General features: G+C 61.3%; 17 protein-coding genes. 7 read left to right on the plus strand and 10 right to left on the minus strand.

What is annotated here, in order from left to right; genetic code table 11:
• Window positions 1–160: 160 nt before the first annotated feature.
• The 4 genes from cysQ to PZN02_RS25615 form a co-directional block, all read right to left on the minus strand.
• On the minus strand, window positions 161–958 hold the full coding sequence (cysQ, locus tag PZN02_RS25600) for a 3'(2'),5'-bisphosphate nucleotidase CysQ (RefSeq protein WP_280661772.1): 798 nt from the start codon (window positions 956–958) through the stop codon (window positions 161–163).
• A complete protein-coding gene (nodQ, locus tag PZN02_RS25605) occupies window positions 955–2,856 on the minus strand; it encodes a bifunctional sulfate adenylyltransferase/adenylyl-sulfate kinase NodQ (protein WP_280661773.1) in 1,902 nt (633 codons plus the stop codon). The genes cysQ and nodQ overlap by 4 nt, the downstream gene beginning before the upstream one ends.
• Complete coding sequence (cysD, locus tag PZN02_RS25610) at window positions 2,856–3,755, minus strand: sulfate adenylyltransferase subunit CysD (protein ID WP_280661774.1); 900 nt, start codon at window positions 3,753–3,755, stop codon at window positions 2,856–2,858. The genes nodQ and cysD overlap by 1 nt, the downstream gene beginning before the upstream one ends.
• 338 nt (window positions 3,756–4,093) lie before the next feature.
• Window positions 4,094–5,323 (minus strand): ROK family transcriptional regulator, encoded by a 1,230-nt coding sequence (locus PZN02_RS25615; protein WP_280661775.1) that lies wholly within the window; start codon window positions 5,321–5,323, stop codon window positions 4,094–4,096.
• Between the two features lie 231 nt (window positions 5,324–5,554).
• On the opposite strand from PZN02_RS25615, the gene PZN02_RS25620 reads away from it, so the two are divergent.
• From PZN02_RS25620 to PZN02_RS25650, 7 genes are all read left to right on the plus strand, one after another.
• A complete protein-coding gene (locus tag PZN02_RS25620; RefSeq protein WP_280661776.1) occupies window positions 5,555–6,793 on the plus strand; it encodes an extracellular solute-binding protein in 1,239 nt (412 codons plus the stop codon).
• A 136-nt stretch (window positions 6,794–6,929) separates the two neighbouring features.
• Window positions 6,930–7,811 carry a carbohydrate ABC transporter permease gene (locus PZN02_RS25625; protein WP_280661777.1) on the plus strand — a complete coding sequence of 294 codons (882 nt, stop codon included), beginning with the start codon at window positions 6,930–6,932 and terminating at the stop codon, window positions 7,809–7,811.
• Complete coding sequence (locus tag PZN02_RS25630; RefSeq protein WP_280663279.1) at window positions 7,811–8,656, plus strand: carbohydrate ABC transporter permease; 846 nt, start codon at window positions 7,811–7,813, stop codon at window positions 8,654–8,656. Before PZN02_RS25625 ends, PZN02_RS25630 begins: the two co-directional genes overlap by 1 nt.
• Window positions 8,653–9,678, plus strand: coding sequence for an SIS domain-containing protein (locus PZN02_RS25635; protein ID WP_280661778.1), 1,026 nt, complete (start codon window positions 8,653–8,655; stop codon window positions 9,676–9,678). The genes PZN02_RS25630 and PZN02_RS25635 overlap by 4 nt, the downstream gene beginning before the upstream one ends.
• Window positions 9,679–9,682: 4 nt before the next feature.
• Complete coding sequence (locus PZN02_RS25640; protein ID WP_280661779.1) at window positions 9,683–10,618, plus strand: PfkB family carbohydrate kinase; 936 nt, start codon at window positions 9,683–9,685, stop codon at window positions 10,616–10,618.
• Window positions 10,615–11,700, plus strand: coding sequence for an ABC transporter ATP-binding protein (locus PZN02_RS25645; protein ID WP_280661780.1), 1,086 nt, complete (start codon window positions 10,615–10,617; stop codon window positions 11,698–11,700). The genes PZN02_RS25640 and PZN02_RS25645 overlap by 4 nt, the downstream gene beginning before the upstream one ends.
• Before the next feature lie 127 nt (window positions 11,701–11,827).
• Entirely contained in the window at window positions 11,828–12,886 is a 1,059-nt protein-coding gene (locus PZN02_RS25650; RefSeq protein ID WP_280661781.1) for a D-TA family PLP-dependent enzyme, read from the plus strand.
• A 55-nt stretch (window positions 12,887–12,941) separates the two neighbouring features.
• Here the strand turns inward: PZN02_RS25650 and PZN02_RS25655 are convergent, their stop codons facing one another.
• From PZN02_RS25655 to arfA, 6 genes are all read right to left on the minus strand, one after another.
• Window positions 12,942–13,862 (minus strand): ArsR/SmtB family transcription factor, encoded by a 921-nt coding sequence (locus PZN02_RS25655; RefSeq protein WP_280661782.1) that lies wholly within the window; start codon window positions 13,860–13,862, stop codon window positions 12,942–12,944.
• A gap of 120 nt (window positions 13,863–13,982) precedes the next feature.
• Window positions 13,983–14,807 carry a carbohydrate ABC transporter permease gene (locus PZN02_RS25660; protein ID WP_280661783.1) on the minus strand — a complete coding sequence of 275 codons (825 nt, stop codon included), beginning with the start codon at window positions 14,805–14,807 and terminating at the stop codon, window positions 13,983–13,985.
• 3 nt (window positions 14,808–14,810) lie between these two features.
• The gene (locus PZN02_RS25665) at window positions 14,811–15,686 is read right to left on the minus strand and encodes a carbohydrate ABC transporter permease (protein ID WP_280663280.1); all 876 of its coding nucleotides are present in this window, start codon (window positions 15,684–15,686) and stop codon (window positions 14,811–14,813) included.
• A gap of 73 nt (window positions 15,687–15,759) precedes the next feature.
• A complete protein-coding gene (locus PZN02_RS25670; protein ID WP_280661784.1) occupies window positions 15,760–17,028 on the minus strand; it encodes an ABC transporter substrate-binding protein in 1,269 nt (422 codons plus the stop codon).
• A gap of 156 nt (window positions 17,029–17,184) precedes the next feature.
• A complete protein-coding gene (locus PZN02_RS25675; RefSeq protein WP_280661785.1) occupies window positions 17,185–18,273 on the minus strand; it encodes an ABC transporter ATP-binding protein in 1,089 nt (362 codons plus the stop codon).
• An 80-nt stretch (window positions 18,274–18,353) separates the two neighbouring features.
• Window positions 18,354–19,874 carry an arabinosylfuranosidase ArfA gene (gene arfA, locus PZN02_RS25680; RefSeq protein WP_280661786.1) on the minus strand — a complete coding sequence of 507 codons (1,521 nt, stop codon included), beginning with the start codon at window positions 19,872–19,874 and terminating at the stop codon, window positions 18,354–18,356.
• Window positions 19,875–19,893 lie beyond the last annotated feature (19 nt).

Here is a 19,893-nt window from a genome sequence, read left to right on the forward strand (position 1 = left end):
TCGTCAACGTAAAAGTTACCGGAGCACTACTGCCAATTGCGCGCATCGCCATTGACGTGGCAACCAAAATATGCCGCGACGCGCCTTGGAAAAGGACGCTGCAAACGGCCGGCATCGCGCAGCCGTCACGGAGCACAATGTTTCGTCGTAGGGCTGAACTTCACGGTACCGACGGATTTGCCGCCCAGGCGATGAAATGCGGATTTGCGAAATCGCAGTCGTCCGCCTGCATCCTCTTGCCATAGGCCAGCTGTGACCCGTTCAGGCGAACGACCGAACCGCCCGCGGCCCTTAGGACCGCGTCGCCGGCAGCGGTATCCCACTCCATTGTGCGGCCAAAGCGTGGATAGACGTCGGCCTTGCCTTCGGCAACCAGGCAGAACTTCAGCGAAGACCCGATGGACATGCAGTCCTTGACGCCGTGCCCAACCAGAAACGCGTTGGTTTCGGAGCTGTTGTGCGAGCGACTGGCAACGGCCGTCAGCACCGCGCCCCTCGGCCTGACCCGGATCGTTTCCCTTTTCTCGATCGCGCCGCCGTGACCGAAAAGCAATTTCTCGGCCCTGCCATCGGCCGCCACGTAGGCACAATGCTGGGCCGGCGCATAGACGACGCCCGCAACCGGGACGTCTCGCTCGATCAGCGCGATGTTGACGGTAAAGTCGTTTCGCCGGTTGATGAATTCCTTCGTGCCATCCAGAGGGTCGACCAGAAAGAAGGAACCGCCGCTGATGTCGGGAACGTTGCCGCAGGCTACCGCCTCTTCCGCGATCACCGGGACGTGAGGAAACAATCGTGCGAGCCGTTCGAGAATGATGGCTTCGGCTCTTTCGTCCGCCTCTGTGACGGGCGACTGATCGTCCTTGTAGCAAACATTGGGACCGGCGTCGTAGACGCCAAGGATCGCCTCGCCGGCATCGACCGCGATGCGTTCAAGCACCTCACACAAGGACGTCATTTCTCCTCCATCATCTGGTCGAGATATTCCTCGATCTTGAGCGCCAGCGAGATTGGCTCGTGGCCGACCGTGTGAAGATGCAGTTCGGGATGTTCGGGTGCCTCATAGGGTGAAGAGATGCCGGTGAAATTCGCAATCTTGCCGGCGAGCGCCTTTTCATAGAGGCCTTTCGGATCGCGGCGCGCACATTCTTCCAGGGGCGTGTCAACGAATATCTCGATGAACTCGCCCTTTTCCATCAGTTCGCGCGCCATGCGCCGTTCGTCGCGGAACGGAGAAATGAAAGATACGAGCACGATCAGGCCGGCGTCGGCCATGAGCTTCGCCACTTCCGCCACGCGTCGGATGTTTTCCACCCGATCCTCGTCTGTGAATCCAAGGTCCCGGTTGAGGCCGTGACGCACATTGTCGCCGTCGAGCAGGTAGGTATGTTTGCCCCGCGCATGCAGAACCTTGTCGAGGGCATTAGCGATCGTCGATTTTCCCGAACCGGAAAGCCCGGTGAACCAAAGGACAGCGGGCCGCTGGTTCTTCGTCGCGCTGCGCGCGCCCTTATTGACGTCAGTCGCCTGCCAATGGACGTTGTCGGCGCGACGCAGCGGGAAATCGATCATCCCTGCGCCGACCGTCGCATTGGAAATCCGGTCGACGATTATGAAGTTGCCCGTCGTCCTGTCGTCCTTGTAGGCGTCAAACACGATCGGCGCCTGGGTCGAGATATTGCAGACGCCGATTTCGTTCATCTGCAGGGACTTCGCCGCCTCGCGCACGAAGCTGTTGATATTGACCTGGTGCTTGAGCGCGGTAACCGTCGCATTCACGCTGTCCGTCTCCGTGCGCAGGATATAGCTTCGGCCCGGCATCATCGGGCTCGGATCAAACCAGATCATGTGGGCCTGGAACTGGTCGGCGACGAAGGGTCTGGCGCCCGGCGCGGCCAACATGTTGCCGCGGGAAACCTCGACCTCATCCGCAAGCACCAGCGTGACGGCCTCACCTTCCACCGCCTTCTGCACTTCGCCGTCATAGGTGACGATGCTCTTGATCGATGTACGCTGCCCAGATTTGGCGACGATCACCGGGTCGCCGACCGAAATCTTGCCGGACGCAATCTGCCCCGCATATCCCCGGAAGTTCGCATCGGGCCGCATGACCAATTGAACGGGAAAGCGGAACGGCTTCTGCGCCTCCTGGCGATCGAAGTCGATCGTTTCGAGGTATTCGAGAAGTGCGGCACCCTGATACCAGGGCGTCTTCTCCGAGTTCGCGATGACGTTATCGCCAAAGCGTGCCGAGATGGGTATCGGCTTGATGCTCTGAAAGCCAAGCTCGCGCGAAAAGCGCAGATAGTCTTCCGCTATCCTCTCGAAGACCGCCTGGCTGTAGCCGACGAGGTCGATCTTGTTCACCGCCAGCACGACATGGCGGATGCCGAGCAGCGACGCGATGTAGGAGTGGCGCCGTGTTTGCGGAAGAACCCCATGGCGGCTGTCGATGAGGATCACCGCAAGAGCTGCCGTCGAGGCCCCGGTGACCATGTTGCGCGTATATTCCTCGTGCCCGGGAGTGTCCGCGACGATGAACTTGCGCTTCGAGGTGGAGAAATAACGATAGGCGACATCGATGGTGATGCCCTGCTCGCGTTCGGCCTCGAGGCCGTCCAAGAGAAGGGCGAGATCGATGTCATCACCGTTCGCGCTGCGCTGCGCACCGACACGCCCTAGATTGGCAAGCTGGTCCTCGTAGACCAGCTTCGCATCGAAAAGCAGCCTGCCGATCAGTGTCGACTTGCCGTCATCCACCGAACCGCAGGTGATGAACCTGAGGATCGACTTGTTGTCCTGATCGGCCAGGTGCGCCTGGATATCGAGCGGCGCAAGAGAGGGAAGATAGGACATCAGAAGTAGCCCTCCCGCTTCTTTTTCTCCATCGCACCGGCCTCGTCCTGGTCGATGAGCCGGCTATGTCGCTCGGAGGTGCGCACCGTCAGCATCTCGCGCAAAATGTCGGGGACGGTCGCGGCTTCCGACGCGATCGCGCCGGTCAGCGGATAGCAGCCGAGCGTGCGGAAGCGCACAAGACGTTCGGTCACGCTTTCGTCCGGTTGAAGGGGCATGCGGTCGTCGTCGACCATGATCAGCATGCCATCGCGCTCTACGACCGGGCGCCTCGCCGCAAAATAAAGCGGCACGATCGGTATGTTCTCCGTCATGATGTACTGCCAGATGTCGAATTCGGTCCAATTCGAAAGCGGAAACACCCGCATCGTCTCGCCCGGACGAATGCGGGTATTGTAGGTTTTCCAAAGCTCGGGACGTTGGTGTTTCGGATCCCAGCCGTGCTCGGTATTGCGGATCGAGAATATGCGTTCCTTGGCGCGCGACTTCTCTTCGTCGCGCCGGGCGCCTGCAAGCGCCGCATCAAATCCGTATTTGTCGAGCGCCTGCCGCAAGGCAACCGTCTTCATGATGTGGGTGTGAACATTCGATCCATGTGAAAATGGTCCGATGCCCTGGTCCAGACCGTCCTGGTTGATATGAACCAGCAGATCGAAGCCACGCTCCTTCGCCATCCTGTCGCGAAATTCGATCATTTCGCGAAACTTCCATGTGGTGTCCACATGGAGGAAAGGGAAAGGTGGCTTCGATGGAAAAAACGCCTTCATCGCCAGATGCAACAAGACGGAAGAGTCTTTTCCAATGGAGTAAAGTACAACCGGATTTGAGAACGTCGCAACAACTTCGCGAATGGCATGAATTGCTTCAGCTTCAAGTCGCCGAAGATGGGAAAGAGACATATCGCAATCCCTCTATCAAAATTTAGAATCTTTATACGTGCAATTACTAATTCGCCCGCGCTCGAAAGCATCGCGGTTTAAAGTATTAATTAGTCGTAGCCGGCAAAAATAAGGCCGGATCGTTACGGGCATGTATTTAAACGCTATATCGCTAATATTTCAAGCATCAGGAAAACGATTCTCGTCAGCTACGACAGACTGGCAACCTTTTCCCTGCGCGCTTGACCCCGCGAGGATTTCCACTGCTTGACACCCTTGAAAGGAAGCGACCGGTGCGGTGATATCCCGAAACGTACGGCGCCGCTCCGGCGACCCCGGCCAGCAACTTGCTTGCCAGTTTAGAGCGCCCCCGCCGTGCGCGTCTTCAGGATTGCGGAAAATCGAGGATCGAAAGTCCGGCTGATCGGCTCCGCGGCAGCACCGATGGCCACCGCCCAAGGGTCCGTGAGGCCTAGCTGCAGGCGCGGCATGCTGCGTGCGCGATGCTCGGCGATCGAAGGCAGCAACGGATGGATCGCCTCGATCAGCAGGCGGGCGAGACCCGGCGGCATGCCGCCACACAGGATGATCGTTTGCGGATCGAAAATGCTCTCCAGCGCCTGAATGGCAGCCTGCAGCTCGAATGACACGTCCTCGACCCACGCGGTGACGCGTGCGTCCGCGCCGCCCGCGATCTCGTCGATCCGGTGATATAGATCCGGATCGGCCGGATCGAGACCGAGGATCTTGCTGAGCGATGCAATGGAAGCCCGGTGTTCGAGCGGGGCACGCTGGATGCCGGAGGCCGCGCGCGGCTGGCTCAAGATCATGCCGATCTCGCCGGCATTACCGTTGGCGCCGCGATAGAGCTCGCCATTGAGGATCAGCCCGGCCCCGAGGCCATAACCAAGATAGATGCAGATCGCCTGGTCGACCCCGTGCGCCGCGCCGACCATCTTCTCGGCAGTCGCGGCCGCGGCTGCATCGTTCTGCAAACGCACGTCGAGACCTGTGCCGGTCGACAGCGTTTGCAGGAGAGGAAAGTTCTGCCACGCCGCCATCATCCAGGGATCGTCGGCGTCCGCCTCGACGCCGAACGGCCCGGGCATCGCAACGCCGAGGCCGACGAGGCGATTCTCGGATTGCGGCGCGATCGCCGCCAGGTCGCGACGCGTCCTGGCGATCAGACCCAAAATGGTCCCGACGCCTGTCTCCGGACCACCAGCGGGCAGGTTCGCCTCGCCGCGCGCGAGCACGGTGCCGACCAGATCGACCGCGATCGTGCGCGTGACATGCCGATCGATCTGCAGGCCGATCGCGAAGGCGCCTTCGGGAACCAGCCGATAGGGTGTCGAAGGCTGCCCCCGGCCCTTGCGCACGGCGGCAAGAGACGTGACCAAGCCATCGCTTTCGAGTTCCTCGATAATGTTCGATACGGTCTGCTTGGTAAGCGCCGTCGCCCGCGCGAGATCGGCGCGCGACAATTGCCCGTTCAGCCGCAGGGCGTCGATCATGACGCGGCGGTTGTGCGCACTGGTCCCCTCCTGATTGGTCCCGCTCTTGGCCCGGATGGGGCGCATCTCATTCATCCACAAATCCCGCTTGACACTGTTAGAATATTGGCGAAGAAATAAGTCAAGACAATTGACTTAATGAGAGGTCGCAAGAACCTCGGGGGAACGAAGGCGGCGGTGCTATGCTGTCGCAAACGCTCCGATTGATTTGTCGACGGCCGCCGCGCGCTCGCGGCGGGTTCTTCGCATTGGGCGCGCCGATAGGTCCGCGCCCAGAACTGAAACGATCGGTTATTGGAGGCAACAATGTTGAAATCCACGCGCAACGCACTCTTCGGCGCTGCCCTTGTCGGAATATCCTTCAGCGGCCAGGCTTACGCGGAAACGACGCTGAACGCGCTGTTCATGGCTCAGGCCGCCTATAGCGAGGCCGATGTTCGCGCTATGACGGAGGCCTTCACCAAGGCCAATCCCGATATAAAGGTCAACCTCGAATTCGTCCCCTATGAGGGCCTTCACGACAAGACCGTGCTGGCGCAGGGCTCCGGCGGCGGCTATGACGTCGTTCTCTTCGACGTCATCTGGCCGGCCGAATACGCCACCAACAAGGTGCTGGTCGATGTCACCGACCGCATCACCGACGAGATGAAGAAGGGCGTCCTGCCGGGCGCCTGGACCACGGTCGAATATGACGGCAAGCGCTACGGCATGCCGTGGATCCTCGACACCAAATACCTCTTCTACAACAAGGAGATCCTGGAAAAGGCCGGCATCACCGCACCGCCGAAGACCTGGGACGAGCTTGCCGAACAGGCAAAGACGATCAAGGACAAGGGACTGCTTCAGAACCCGATCGCCTGGAGTTGGTCGCAGGCGGAGGCCGCGATCTGCGACTACACCACGCTGGTAAGCGCCTATGGTGGCAAATTCATCGAGGGCGGCAAGCCGGCCTTTACCACCGGCGGCGGTCTCGACGCGCTGAACTACATGGTTTCGAGCTACACCTCCGGCATCACCAATCCGAACTCCAAGGAATTCCTGGAGGAGGATGTCCGCAAGGTGTTCCAGAACGGCGAGGCGGCCTTCGCGCTCAACTGGACGTATATGTACAACCTTGCCAATGACCCGAAGGAAAGCAAGGTGGCCGGCAAGGTCGGCGTCGTGCCCGCTCCGGGCGTCGCCGGCAAGAGCGAGGTTTCGGCCGTCAACGGTTCGATGGGCCTTGGCATCACCTCGACCAGCCAGCATCCGGAAGAGGCATGGAAATACATCGTCCACATGACCTCGCAGCCGACGCAGAACGCCTATGCGAAACTCAGCCTGCCGATCTGGGCCTCGTCCTACGAAGACGCCAGCGTGACGAAGGGCCAGGAAGAGCTGATCGCGGCGGCGAAACGCGGCCTCGCGGCGATGTATCCGCGCCCGACGACGCCGAAATATCAGGAGCTTTCGACCGCCCTGCAGCAGGCTATCCAGGAAGCGCTGCTCGGCCAGACCTCCGCCGAAGACGCCTTGAAGACGGCTGCCGAGAACAGCGGCCTCTGAGAACGCCAGATCACGTTCCGGGGGGCCGGGCCGCTCGGGACGTGAATGAAGCCCGCGGCTTCTTCGTATCCTCGGCATGGCCGAGCCACAATGAATCGCATGAAACGGCCCTGACGGCCGCAAGGGTCTTCATCCGATGCCCGGTACCTGGATAACAACCCGTGCGTGGCTCTTGATGCTGCCGCTACTCGTGGTCATGATCGCTGTCATCGGCTGGCCATTAGTCGATACTGTGCGGCTCTCCTTCACCGATGCGAAACTCGTCGGCACCGCGGGCGGTTTCGTCGGCCTCGACAACTACGCAAAAATGCTCGGCGGGTCGAACTTCCAGCGGGCGCTGATCACCACCACCTGGTTTGCGGTCGTGTCCGTCGCCGCCGAAATGGTGCTGGGCGTGCTCGCCGCGCTCCTTCTCAACCAGCAATTTCGCGGACGCACGGCATTGAGGGCCTTGATGATCCTGCCGTGGGCCTTGCCGACGGTGGTCAACGCCACGCTCTGGCGGCTGATCTACAATCCGCAATACGGCGCCCTCAACGCCGCGCTTACCCAGCTCGGCCTTCTCGACAGTTACCGCTCCTGGCTCGGCGAGCCGGGGTCCGCCTTAATCGCGCTGATCGTCGCCGATTGCTGGAAGAATTTTCCGCTGGTGGCGCTGATCGCGCTGGCCGCGCTTCAGGCCGTTCCCCGCGACATCACCGCGGCAGCACTTGTCGACGGCGCCGGCCCGTTCAATCGCTTCCGTTACGTGATCATGCCCTATCTCGCGGGGCCGCTGTTGGTGGCGCTGGTGCTGCGCACGATCGAGGCCTTCAAGGTCTTCGACATCATCTGGGTGATGACGCGAGGCGGACCGGCAAACAGCACGCGCACGCTCTCGATCCTGGTTTATCAGGAGGCCTTCTCCTTTCAGCGGGCGGGCTCCGGCGCGTCGCTCGCGCTCATCGTCACGCTGCTCGTGACCATTCTCGCGGTCGCCTATGCGGCGCTGCTTCGCAAGGCCGCGGGAGCATCATGATGGAACGCCAGAACCCGCTCTTCACCGCCTTCGTCTATTTGAGCGCGCTGCTGCTTGCGATCGTCATCCTGGCGCCGCTTGCCTGGCTCTTCGTCATGAGCATCTCTTCCGCCGCTGACCTTTCCGCCAGACCTCTCAACTGGTGGCCAGACGAGATCGACCTTTCGCGCTACCGCGCCCTGCTTTCGACGATCGAGAACACAGCCGGCGCCGCCTTCGTCGCCTCGCTGCTCAACAGCCTGAAGGTCGCCGGCATGGCGACACTGGCGGCAATCGCCGTCGCCATTCCCTCCGCCTGGGCGGTCTCGCGCACACCGACGGTCTCCTGGTCGCTCTATGCGGTGATCGCCACCTATATGCTGCCGCCCGTGGCGCTCGCGGTGCCGCTCTATATGGGGCTTGCCTATCTCGGCCTGCTCAACTCCGTCTTCGGCCTGGCGCTCGTTTATCTCACCATCCTCGCACCCTTCACGACATGGCTGCTGAAATCGGGCTTCGATTCCATACCCAGGGAGATCGAAAGCGCTGCGATGATCGACGGCGCGCGGCTCGACCAGATCCTGCGGCTGCTGACCCTGCCGCTTGCCGCCCCTGTCATGGCGACCTCGGCGCTCTTTGCCTTTCTGCTTGCCTGGGACGAATTCTTCTACGCGCTGCTCTTCACGTCCGACCTGCGCGCCAAGACGCTGACCGTCGCCATAGCGGATCTCGCCGGCGGTCGCGTCTCCGATTACGGATTGATCGCCACCGCCGGTGTGCTTGCCGCCCTGCCCCCGGTGCTGATCGGTCTTGTCATGCAACGGGCCCTGATTTCCGGGCTCACAAGCGGCGGCGTCAAGGGATGATCATGAAGGCTTCCAAGCAAAGGCCCGCCGGGCTCATCGCAATCGACAAGGAAATGGGGCGCCAGCATGCCGACGCCATCGCCTCCTATGAACAGTCGGCGACGCTGGCGCAGAATATTGCCGCTTCGCTGAGACAGACAGGCCGGCTCCTCCTGTTGGGAATGGGCGGCTCGCACGCGGTCGGCCGCGCCGTCGAGCCGCTCTATCGGGCACTCGGCATCGAAGCCGTGGCACTGCCGCTTTCCGAGCAGCTCGGCCAGCCGTTGCCGATCGCGGGAAAGACCGTTCTGATCACCTCCCAATCGGGCGAAAGCGCAGAAGTGCTGCGTTGGTTCAAGGAGACCAATGGCGGCACGCCGAACACCTTCGGCCTGACGCTCGAAGGCAATTCCTTTCTGGCGCGGACGGCGCCGTCGCTCATTGGTGCCGGCGGCACGGAGCAGGCTTTTGCCGCGACCCGCAGCCTGACAATCAGTTTCGCGCTGCATCTTTCAGTCCTTGCCGCCCTCGGCGATGATCCGGCCGGCGCGCTTCATGCCCTGCGCGACCCCGAGTCCCCGGCGATCGACGAAGCGCTTACCGCACTCGCCGGGGTGCGCGCCGTGGTCACGTCCGGCCGTAGGCTGCAGGGTCTGGCCGAGGCGATCGGGCTCGGGCTTACCGAGCTGTCGCGTCTTCCCTGCTTCTCGCTCGAAGGCGGGCAACTTCGCCATGGCCCCATGGAAATGCTCGGCCCGAATGTCGGCGTTGTGCTCTTCCGCGCCGCCGACCCAACGGCGGGTCTCGTGGCCGCGATGGCGACCTCCGCAACCGAAGCGGGCTCCCCCGTGATCGTCTTCGATGCTTCCGGTGAACCGCCGGTCGAAGGGGTCACGACCATCCGCTTCCGGCGCGCCGCAGGCCTAGCGGCCGTTTTCGCCATGCTGCCCATCGCGCAGTCGCTCATGCTCGCCTTCGCCGATGCCCGCGTCGACAATGCCGGAACGCCGGTGCGCTCGACCAAGATCACACGGAGCGAGTGACGCCATGCGCCCGCTTGCAGTCATCGGCAACGTCAACATCGACCTGATCCTCGGTCCGGCCGAGCCGTGGCCGAAGGCCGGCACGGAAATCATCGTCGACCACGACGAGTTGCGCGTCGGCGGTTGCGCCGGCAACAGCGCGCTCGCCTGGGACTCGCTCGGTGTGGACTACGCCATTGCCGCCAATGTCGGCAACGACCAGTTCGGCATCTGGCTGAAGGAAGCCTTCGGCGAGCGCGCGCGGGAATGGCCGGTGGAAGCCGTGGGCACGACGCTCTCGGTCGGGATCACCCACCCGGACGGCGAGCGCACGTTCTTCACCACGCGCGGCCACCTGCCGCTCTTCAGCTTGGACGAAGTTCGCACGATGCTTGACGGCGAGCGCCTTCGCGGCGGCTTTGCGTTGCTCGCGGGCTCGTTCCTGACCGACGCGCTGACGCTTGCCTATGACGAGTTTTTCGATTGGGCAGACGCGCACGATATCGCTGTTGCGCTCGATACCGGCTGGCCCCTCGATGGTTGGACGGAGACGAACAAGCGCAGGACTCTCGACTGGCTGAAGCGCTGCCATTGCGCTTTGTTCAACGAAGTCGAGACGACGACGTTGACCGGCGAGACAGACCCCCGCGAGGCCGCCCGCCACCTGAAGGCACAGATGCCTTCCGAAGCGATCGTCGTCGTCAAGCGTGGGCCCCATGGTGCGCTTGCCCTCGAAAAGACCGGCGCGCAATTTTCGGCTCCGGCGCCCCGCGTTGACGTTGTCGATACGATCGGCGCCGGCGACGTCTTCAACGCCGGTTTCCTGGCCGCACTGGCTGCCGATTTGCCGGTCGAACACTGTCTCAGGGTCGGCGCCACCGTCGCATCCGAAGCCATCTCCACGTTGCCGCGCAGCTATGGCAAACCGCTTTCGGCCTTCCTCCAGGAGACCAGGAAATGAGCGCACTCGAAATCCGCGACATCCACAAGCGCTACGGCGAGGTGGAAACGCTGAAGGGCATCGACATCGCGCTTGAAAGCGGCGAGTTCCTGGTGCTGCTCGGCTCGTCCGGCTGCGGCAAATCCACCCTCCTGAACATCATCGCCGGACTTGCGGAGCCAAGCCGCGGCGACGTCAAGATCGGCGAACGCTCGATCCTGGGCTTGCATCCCAAGGACAGGGACATCGCCATGGTGTTCCAGTCCTACGCGCTCTATCCGAACATGAGCGTCGCCCGCAACATCGGCTTCGGCCTGGAGATGCGCAAGGTGCCAGCGGTCGAACGCGAGACGGCGGTGCGCGAGACGGCTCGGCTTCTCCAGATCGAAAATCTTCTCGACCGCAAGCCGAGCCAGCTTTCCGGCGGCCAGCGCCAGCGGGTTGCGATCGGCCGGGCGCTGGTGCGCAATCCGCAGGTCTTTCTTTTCGACGAGCCGCTGTCGAACCTCGACGCCAAGCTGCGCATGGAGATGCGCACTGAGCTCAAACGCCTGCATCAGATGCTGAAGACGACCGTCGTCTACGTGACCCACGACCAGATCGAGGCGATGACTCTTGCAACCCGCATTGCCGTCATGCGCGACGGCCGCATCGAACAACTCGGCACCCCCGAGGATATCTACGACCGGCCGGCAACCCTTTATGTCGCCGGTTTCGTTGGTTCGCCGCCGATGAACATTCTCGACGCGGAAGTGGTCGGCAGCACTCTCAGGCTTGTCGGCTCTGGGGAGGCGCTTCCCCTGCCGGCGGATTTCAGGAGTACCGCGGCGACGGGCGGGCGCGTCAAGATCGGCATACGGCCGGAGGCGCTGCGGCTTGCAAGCGCCGATGCACCGGGCGTCCGTGTCAAGGCGCACGTGGAAGTCATGGAACTGACGGGACCGGAGTTGGTCACGACGGCAAAGCTCGGCGAACAGACGATCACCGCCTGCCTCCCGCCGCGCACGCGTCTCAGTGCCGGATCGGAGCAGCTCCTCTCCTTCGATGAGGCGGCGCTGCATCTCTTCGATCCGGAGAGCGGCCAGTCGTTGCGGGCGGTATGAAAGCCGACCCGGATCAGCTAAGTTCCCCACAACCCATGATTTGCCGTAGTTCATCTGAAATCACGCAATTCCGGACGGAAAACCGTTACACACTTTTCCTGGAACTGCTCTAAAGGAAGTCCGCCGCATGACCCTGCCGATCGAAACGCCCGCGGTGCTGGTCGATATCGAGATCGCCCGCCGCAACATCCGCGCGTTCCAGGACTACGCGGATCGCCACGGCATTCGGGTGCGGCCGCACATCAAAACGCACAAGCTCCCGCAGATGGCCGAATTGCAGCTCGAGGCCGGAGCGATCGGCATAACCTGCCAGAAGGTCACCGAGGCGGAGGCGATGGTCGAGGGGAGCGCGCAAATCAAGGACGTGCTGATCACCTACAACATCCTCGGCGCGGAAAAGCTCGCGCGCCTCGCGGCACTCAACAAACGCGTCACACTCAGCGTGGTCGCCGACAACCCGACCGTTATCGACGGCCTGTCGACCCGTTTCGCCCGCGAAGACGACCCGCTGACCGTGCTCGTCGAATGCAACACCGGCGCCGATCGTTGCGGCGTGGCGACGCCGGCCGAGGCCGCGAGCCTCGCTCGACGCATAGCCGATGCACCCGGATTGCACTTCGGCGGACTGATGACCTATCCGCCCGTCGGAGGAACCGAGCGCGTCCAGGCCTTCATGAGCGAGGCGAAGCGGCTGATCGAAGCGGACGGCATCGACGTTCCGACCATCACCTCCGGCGGCACGCCGAACATGATGGAGGCGGCCGGCGCGTCCGTCGCGACCGAACACCGTCCAGGAACCTATATCTACAACGATCGCTCGCTCGTCGCCCGCGGCGTGGCGACGTGGGACGATTGTGCGCTGACCGTGCTTGCGACGGTCGTCTCGGTTCCGGCCGAAAACAGGGCGATCATCGACGCCGGCAGCAAGGTCCTGACCTCCGACCTTCTCGGTCTTTCGGGCTACGGCCATGTGCTGGGACGCGACGACATCAGGATCGACCAGCTTTCGGAAGAGCACGGCAGGCTCGTCTCGGACGGTCCGATCAAGCTGAAAGTCGGCGACAGGTTGCGCATCGTCCCGAACCACGCCTGCGTGGTGACCAATATGGTCGATGCGGTTCATATTGTGGAAGGCAATGAGACGAAGGCGACCTGGCCCATCATCGCGCGTGGCCGAGTTCTCTAAGTCTTCGAGCGAATGCCAGGGACGTTCGAGTGGTTTGAGCTTCGCGGCCGCCGCCTCAGAAGTGAATGGTCATGACGAGATCCTGGTCGAAGTCGCCAAAGCCTTTGCCGAAGATGTTCAGGCCGCCGGGATTTTCGGCCTTCTCGTCGATGCCGATGCGAAATCGGATCGAGTGATGATCGGGAATTCCAAGCGATGCGATCGTCTGGGTAGACACCATGGCACCGTCGATCCAGGTCCCGCGGTCGTCGATGGTCCAGGTCTTGAGCTTGCCGTATTGCGAGCCGCTGAGCTTCCACCAGGCCGGCGAATAAATTCCCCGGCGATCGCCGAAGTCCCCCGGCGATGTCCAGTAACCGGCTTTGATGCCGTTGATCCATATGGAGATATCGGACGGCCAATTGGCGTTGGTGGCTGGCGTTTCGGAACTCAGCTCGGCCGAAAACTCGATCTTGCGGATCGGCCGGCCGCTGACCTTGGCATTGTTGGGGAATTTGTATTCGACATAACCCCGCGTGAACCAGAGAAGCGCTGCCTGCATGCGCTGCGGATCGAGGAAGACTTCCTGGACGTCGAGCATGCCAATGACATTGTTGACGGAGCAAAGCCCGCACGGTGCCTCAACCTCGAATTCGGTGAAGAGGCCGATCGGCATGCTGACGGTGACGATATCGGGCGAAAGATCGGTGCGGTTGTCGAACCGGATCAGGATTTCGCCATAGATGCTGGAGCAGATCTTCTGATTGCCCTTCGACGCTTTCATCGTGTGCGTCTGGATCAGCCCGGCCTTTTCGAGCGACTTGAGGTTTGTCGCGACAGTCGATTGCGGCATGCCCATGTGGCCGGCGATGTCGTTGACGTTCAATGGTCCCTGGAGGCGCAAGAGATTGAGAATTTCGATGCGCGTGGCGGAGCCGAGCGCCTGCACGACCTCGACATCCTTGATCGGATCCACGGTTAAAAGCTTTGTCTCCATTCTGTGTTACTGAAACTCCGGCTCCGGCGCTGGCTGAACTGCTAATATCATGCATTTCAACCACTTGTCGCATTGTTTTCCTTGACGAGAGCGGCGATCCAGCCGCTCTCGATCGCGCAATTATCCTTTTATCCCGGAGGAAAGCATCAGCGCCTGTGTCACACGCTTCTGGAACAGAAGGTAGGCGACCGCCACCGGCATTGCCGCGAGGATCGCAACCGCCATGTCGCGGGCGTATTTTACCCCGAAGGCATCGCCGACCTGGGTGATCCCGACCGTAACCGTCATCATTTCCTCCGAACTCGTCACGAGGAAGGGCCAGAGGAAGGCGTTCCAGGCCATGATGTAGGTGATGATGGCAAGCGCCGTGGTGATCCCCCAGTTCAGTGGCAGATAGAGACGGAAAAGGATCTGGAAATCGCCGCAGCCGTCGAGTTTGGCTGCTTCCCGGAGCTCCTTCGGCACGGAGTCGAAGAACTGTTTGTAGACGATGACGACGACCGGGATGATGAGCTGCGGCAGGATGATGCCGCCCCAGGTGTTGATCAGGCCGAACCGGTGCATCAGCACGAATTGCGAGACGACGAGCGCCTGCGATGGGACCATGAAGCTCGCGAGAATTATGCCATAGAGCAGTTTGCGCCCTGCAAAGACAATCTGCGACAGAGCATAGGCGCACATCACGCTGATGAGGATCACCACCACGGTGACCGCGATGGAGGTAACGATCGAGTTCACATACCAGGTGGCGAGTTTGGTCTCGAACAGCGCAAAATAGTAGGCCGAGAAATTGAAGACGTCGGGAAAGAACGTCGTCTTGGTGACAACCTCCTGTTCCGGTTTCACCGAAGTGATGACCGCCCAATAGATCGGGAAGGCCCACATGCAGGCAACGCAGAGCGTGAGCACCAAGAGCAGGATGTTGCCGATGGATTTCCGTTGCATGGATCAGCGCTCCCTTACGCGCAAAAGCTGGTACTGCAGCACCGAAACGCTGACGATGATCAGGAAGAGGAAGACCGCGACTGCAGAGCCGAGCCCGCCGTGATTGAGGCGGAACGCCTCGCGGTAGACAAGCTGGAGCAGCACATAGGTCGAATTAAATGGTCCGCCCTCCGTCATCAGATACACCTGGTCGAAGATCTTGAGCTGCAGGATCAGTTGAAGCGTCAGCACAAGGGCGGTGACGGGCCAGATCAGCGGCCAGGTGATCCGGCGAAAGCATTGCCAGCGCGTCGCACCGTCAAGCGTCGCTGCCTCGTAGTAATCGGCCGGAATGTTGCGTAGGCCGGCAATGAAAAGCAGAAGATTGAAGCCGTTGGTCCACCAGACGGTAACGAGCGCCACCATGGGCATCGCCCATAGCGGATCGCGAAAAACGCTGATGCGCTTGCCGGTGAAAAATTCGATCGCGTACTGGGCGATCCCGAACTGCTGATCCAGCACCCATTGCCAGATCTGCGTCACGACGGATACCGGCAGGATGTAGGGCAGGAAGAACAGGACCAGCACGAGGCTTTGCAACCAACCTCTGAGACGCACGACCATCAGCGCAAGGCCAAGCCCGATCAGCGTGTTCGGCGCGACCGTGAGCACGACGAAATAGCCAGTATTCCAGACTGACGTGTAAAAAAGCTTCTGATTGAGCAACCTGATGTAGTTGTCGAAGCCGACCCACTGACCGTCGCCGATCAGCGGCGCGTTCGTGAAGCTCAAGGCGAACATGTTGTAGACGGGATAGGCGAAAACCGTCAGGTAGGTGATCACGAAAGGCGCGATCATCAGAATGACGGTCAGCCTCTTGCTCCGTCCCTTGCTCGTCAACACCGCAACTGTCCTCCGTTCCCATTTTCGGGGCGGGACCAGCCGGCAACAGGCCAGCTGGTCCGTTGTCGTGCTACATCTGGCCCTTCAGTTCCTCGCGCATTTGCTCGATCGCTTCCTCGGGATCGAGCTGGCCGTTCAAGGCCGGCACGATGAAGTTCTGCGTTGCTTCGTAGATCGGCCCCGCGACGCCGGCGAGTGGCGAAACGGGATCGAAGACGGCTGTGTCAGCGAGCTTCGCATAGGTGGCGTTCGGCTGCATCGCCTTGAACTCGGCACTTTCGGTCACGGGCCTAAAGGCCGGGATATGGCCTGCGTCGGCCCATGAGAGGCTGTGTTCGTTCATCCATGCGATGATCTGGAGCACGGCTTTGAGCTTCTCCGGCGTGATCGGCTTGGCGTCGCTGTTCGGCACGGCGAAGGCATGGGAGTCCGCCCAGGTGGCCGGCTGGCCCATCAGCACCGGAATCTGGATAGCGCCCCATTCAAAGCCGAGATTGCCGTTCTTCGCGAGGTCCGTCATGGTCGGCACTTCCCAGACGCCGTTGATGTGCATCGCCGCCTTGCCCGACGTGAAGAGCGCAATCGAGGCTTCGTAGGAGATCAGCTGCGGCGAGTAGCCGGATGAGACCCAATTTGCCATCGCCGTCAGCGCCTTGACGCCGGCGTCGCCGGGCAGGATTTCCTCGCCGTCGATGAATTTTCCACCCTGCTGCGAAAGCAGGGAGTAGAACACACGCCACATGGAGCCGCCTTCATCGGTGTGCAGCGAGAGCGGATATTGGACCTTGCCGGTCGCCTTGATCTTGTCGAGGGCGGCATTAAAGTTGTCCAATCCGTCAAGGCCTTTCGGCAGGCCGTCATCGCCGAGCAGGCCCGCCTCCTTGAGGATATTCTTGTTGTAGTAGAGCACGATGGCGTGAACGTCGAAGGGAATGCCGTAGACCTTGCCGTCGGAAGACGCCGAGTTCCAGCTCGCCTCGACATAATTTTCCTTCTTGACACCCGCTTCCGTGAGTTCCTCGGTCGTCAGCGGCCGAAGAATTCCCGACGGTATCGCCAGCGGGAAGCGTGACAGGTGATACGTCATGATGTCCGGCTGCTGGCCGACGGCCGTCGAGGTCTGCACCTTGGTGTAGAAGGGCACACCCCACTCAAGCGTGGTCGCGTTGATCTTGATGTCCGGGTGGGTCTCGTTGAATTCCTTGATCAGCGCCTTCATGCGGACACCGTCGCCGCCGCTCAGGAAATCCCACCAGGTAATATCGGTCTGCGCATAGGCGGTTGCCGACGGCAGGACCGCCAGCGCACCCGCAAAGACAAGTTTCAAAAGCTTCTTCACGTCTGTCTCCTCCTCGATACAAGCATGATGCTTCATTGAATCGGCGGATCAGGATCGCGCCGCACTCCCCTCTCTGCCGGATGATTTTCCTATCCGGCTTGCGGGCATTTCAGCCCAGCAACCTGCGTTTTTCGCTCCATATCCGTATTTCAGATATCAACGCAGCCGCGCGCCTTGCTCGTCGAAGGCCAGCATGCTGCCGATATCCAGACTGAGCCGAACCTCCTGCTTGGGATGCGGCCGGTCCCCACCGCGGCATTCGACCGTCATTTCTCCGCCTGTTGCCGTCAGCATATGCAGGTAGCCGGTTCCTCCCAGTTCCTCGATGAACTCGGCCCTTGCTTGGAGCGGCAGCCCACCCTCGCGACCGCCAAGCGTGATGTGTTCCGGCCGGGCGCCGACAAAGATCTGGCTCCCGACGGAAAGCCTCGCTTTCACGTCGATGTCGAAGGTGGCTCCCGGTGCGTCATCGAGGTCGACAGTCAACCTGCTCGCATCGCTCGCCATGACGCGGCCCCTCAGGAAGTTCATAGCCGGCGAGCCGATAAAGCCTGCGACGAACATGTTGTCCGGGTTGCGGTAAAGCTCGAGGGGAGCGCCGACCTGTTGGACCACGCCGCTCTTCAGGACGACGATCTTGTCGGCGAGCGTCATCGCTTCGACCTGATCGTGGGTGACGTAAATCATCGTCGCACCGATCTGGCGGTGCAGGCGGGCGATCTCCATGCGCATTTTCACCCGCAGTTCCGCGTCGAGGTTCGAAAGTGGTTCATCGAAGAGAAAGACGCGCGGCTCGCGGACGATGGCCCGGCCGATCGCCACGCGCTGGCGCTGCCCGCCCGAGAGTTGGCTCGGCTTGTGGCTCAGATAGTCGGTCAGCCGCAGGATTTCTGCCGCCGCCTTCACCTTCGTCTCGATTTCGGCCTTCGGTCGGCGCGCGATGGAAAGGCTGAAGGCCATGTTGTCGAAGACGGACAAATGCGGATAGAGGGCGTAGGATTGGAAGACCATCGCCACACCGCGCTTCGACGCTTCCTTGCGTGTCACGTCCTCGGCTTCGATCCTGATCTCGCCGCCGGTCGTTTCCTCCAACCCGGCGATCATGCGCAGAAGCGTCGATTTCCCGCATCCGGAAGGGCCGACGAAAACGGCGAACTCCCCCTGCTCGATCTCGATGTCGACATCGTGGATCACCTTCATGGCGCCGAACGACTTGCTGACGCCCGTCAACTTGATTCCGGACATTGTGCCTCCCGCTAACGCATTAGAATCGATCACGTTTATGATACGGGCGATCTCCTCAGCCGCCCGAACCAGCGGCCGATTCACGCCGACTCAACGGAAAGCAGCACGAAGTGATAGGATCTCGGCGGGAGCGTACCGACGAGCGTGCCGGCATCGTCGACTGCGAGTGCCTTCCCCGCCTTGGGTACGATGCGGCTTTGATCGTCAACCGAGTTGCGCGCCTTGAGGTCCTCGCCCTCCAGCATCTGATGCTGAACGACCTTGGCTCGCTTGAAGCCCTGCAGATCGATCGTCAGATCGAGCGGCTCGTCGATACTGCGGTTTATGGCGAAGATCGCAAGCGACTTGCCGTCCTCCTGAAGAACCGCCGATAGGTCGAGATAGGGAACGTCCTGCGCCACCTCGCAGTCATAGGTCGGGCTGGACGCGACAACGTTCAGCGCCGTCCCACGCCCGTATTTCGAGGCGTACTGGAGCGGATAATAGATCGATTGGCGCCAGGCCGGCCCGCCGGCCTTCGTCAGGATCGGCGCGATCACGTTGACGAGCTGCGCCATGCAGGCGATCTTCACCCGGTCGGACCGGCGAATGAAGACGTTGAGCAGCGAGCCGACGAAGATCGCATCTTCGAGGTTATACAATTCTTCGAGAAGCGGCGGCGCCTCCGGCCAATCCCAACTCGCGATGCGCTCGCCATCCTGCTTGCGGTCGTGGTACCAGACGTTCCACTCATCAAAGCAGATCTTCACATCGCGCTTCGAGCGCTTCTTCGCTTTGATATAGTCGATGACGCCGCCGATGGTGACAATGTAACGGTCGAGATCGATCGCCTTGGCGTAGTAGTTGAGCGTGTCCTGCTCTTCGTTTCCGAAATATTTGTGGAGCGAGATATAATCGACGCTGTCATAGCTGGCGTCGAGGACCGTTGCCTCCCACTCCGGATAGGTCTTCATCTTGTCATTCGACGAGCCGCAGACCACCGTCTCCAGCGTCTTGTCGAAATACTTGAAGGCCTTGCTCACTTCATTGGCGAGATGGCCATACTCGGCTGCGCTCTTGTGGCCGACCTGCCACGGCCCGTCCATCTCGTTGCCGAGGCACCAGATCCGGACATTGTGCGGATCCTTGTATCCGTGCTTGGCGCGCAGATCGCTCCAATAGGTCCCGCCGGGATGGTTGCAATATTCAAGGAAGTTGCGGGCATCGTCCAGGCCGCGCGAGCCGAGGTTCATCGCCAGCATCATTTCTGTCCCGGCGCGCTTCGCCCAGTCGGCGAATTCATTGACGCCGACCTGATTGGTTTCGCGCGTACGCCATGCGAGATCCAGACGAACCGGGCGCTCCTCGCGCGGGCCGATGCCATCCTCCCACCGGTAGGCGGAAACGAAATTGCCGCCGGGATACCGCACGATCGGCATGTCGAGATCGCGCACCATTTCGAGGACATCACTGCGAAAGCCATCCGCATCAGCCTTCTCGTGACCGGGTTCATAGATGCCCGTGTAAACCGCCCGGCCCATGTGTTCCAGAAAGGAACCATAGACGCGCTTGTCGACAGTCGAGATCGTGTATTCCCGGTTGAGGGTGGCTTTCGCTCGCATGGGCTTCCTCGTTTGTTGA

The organism is Sinorhizobium garamanticum, assembly GCF_029892065.1.
Classification (GTDB): domain Bacteria; phylum Pseudomonadota; class Alphaproteobacteria; order Rhizobiales; family Rhizobiaceae; genus Sinorhizobium; species Sinorhizobium garamanticum.

Bases quoted from the DNA above. Each gene is read 5' to 3' on its own strand.
- cysQ (WP_280661772.1), bottom strand. From the start codon at position 958: ATGACGTCCTTGTGTGAGGTGCTTGAACGCATCGCGGTCGATGCCGGC.
- nodQ (WP_280661773.1), bottom strand. From the start codon at position 2,856: ATGTCCTATCTTCCCTCTCTTGCGCCGCTCGATATCCAGGCGCACCTG.
- cysD (WP_280661774.1), bottom strand. From the start codon at position 3,755: ATGTCTCTTTCCCATCTTCGGCGACTTGAAGCTGAAGCAATTCATGCC.
- PZN02_RS25615 (WP_280661775.1), bottom strand. From the start codon at position 5,323: ATGAATGAGATGCGCCCCATCCGGGCCAAGAGCGGGACCAATCAGGAG.
- PZN02_RS25620 (WP_280661776.1), top strand. From the start codon at position 5,555: ATGTTGAAATCCACGCGCAACGCACTCTTCGGCGCTGCCCTTGTCGGA.
- PZN02_RS25625 (WP_280661777.1), top strand. From the start codon at position 6,930: ATGCCCGGTACCTGGATAACAACCCGTGCGTGGCTCTTGATGCTGCCG.
- PZN02_RS25630 (WP_280663279.1), top strand. From the start codon at position 7,811: ATGGAACGCCAGAACCCGCTCTTCACCGCCTTCGTCTATTTGAGCGCG.
- PZN02_RS25635 (WP_280661778.1), top strand. From the start codon at position 8,653: ATGATCATGAAGGCTTCCAAGCAAAGGCCCGCCGGGCTCATCGCAATC.
- PZN02_RS25640 (WP_280661779.1), top strand. From the start codon at position 9,683: ATGCGCCCGCTTGCAGTCATCGGCAACGTCAACATCGACCTGATCCTC.
- PZN02_RS25645 (WP_280661780.1), top strand. From the start codon at position 10,615: ATGAGCGCACTCGAAATCCGCGACATCCACAAGCGCTACGGCGAGGTG.
- PZN02_RS25650 (WP_280661781.1), top strand. From the start codon at position 11,828: ATGACCCTGCCGATCGAAACGCCCGCGGTGCTGGTCGATATCGAGATC.
- PZN02_RS25655 (WP_280661782.1), bottom strand. From the start codon at position 13,862: ATGGAGACAAAGCTTTTAACCGTGGATCCGATCAAGGATGTCGAGGTC.
- PZN02_RS25660 (WP_280661783.1), bottom strand. From the start codon at position 14,807: ATGCAACGGAAATCCATCGGCAACATCCTGCTCTTGGTGCTCACGCTC.
- PZN02_RS25675 (WP_280661785.1), bottom strand. From the start codon at position 18,273: ATGTCCGGAATCAAGTTGACGGGCGTCAGCAAGTCGTTCGGCGCCATG.
- arfA (WP_280661786.1), bottom strand. From the start codon at position 19,874: ATGCGAGCGAAAGCCACCCTCAACCGGGAATACACGATCTCGACTGTC.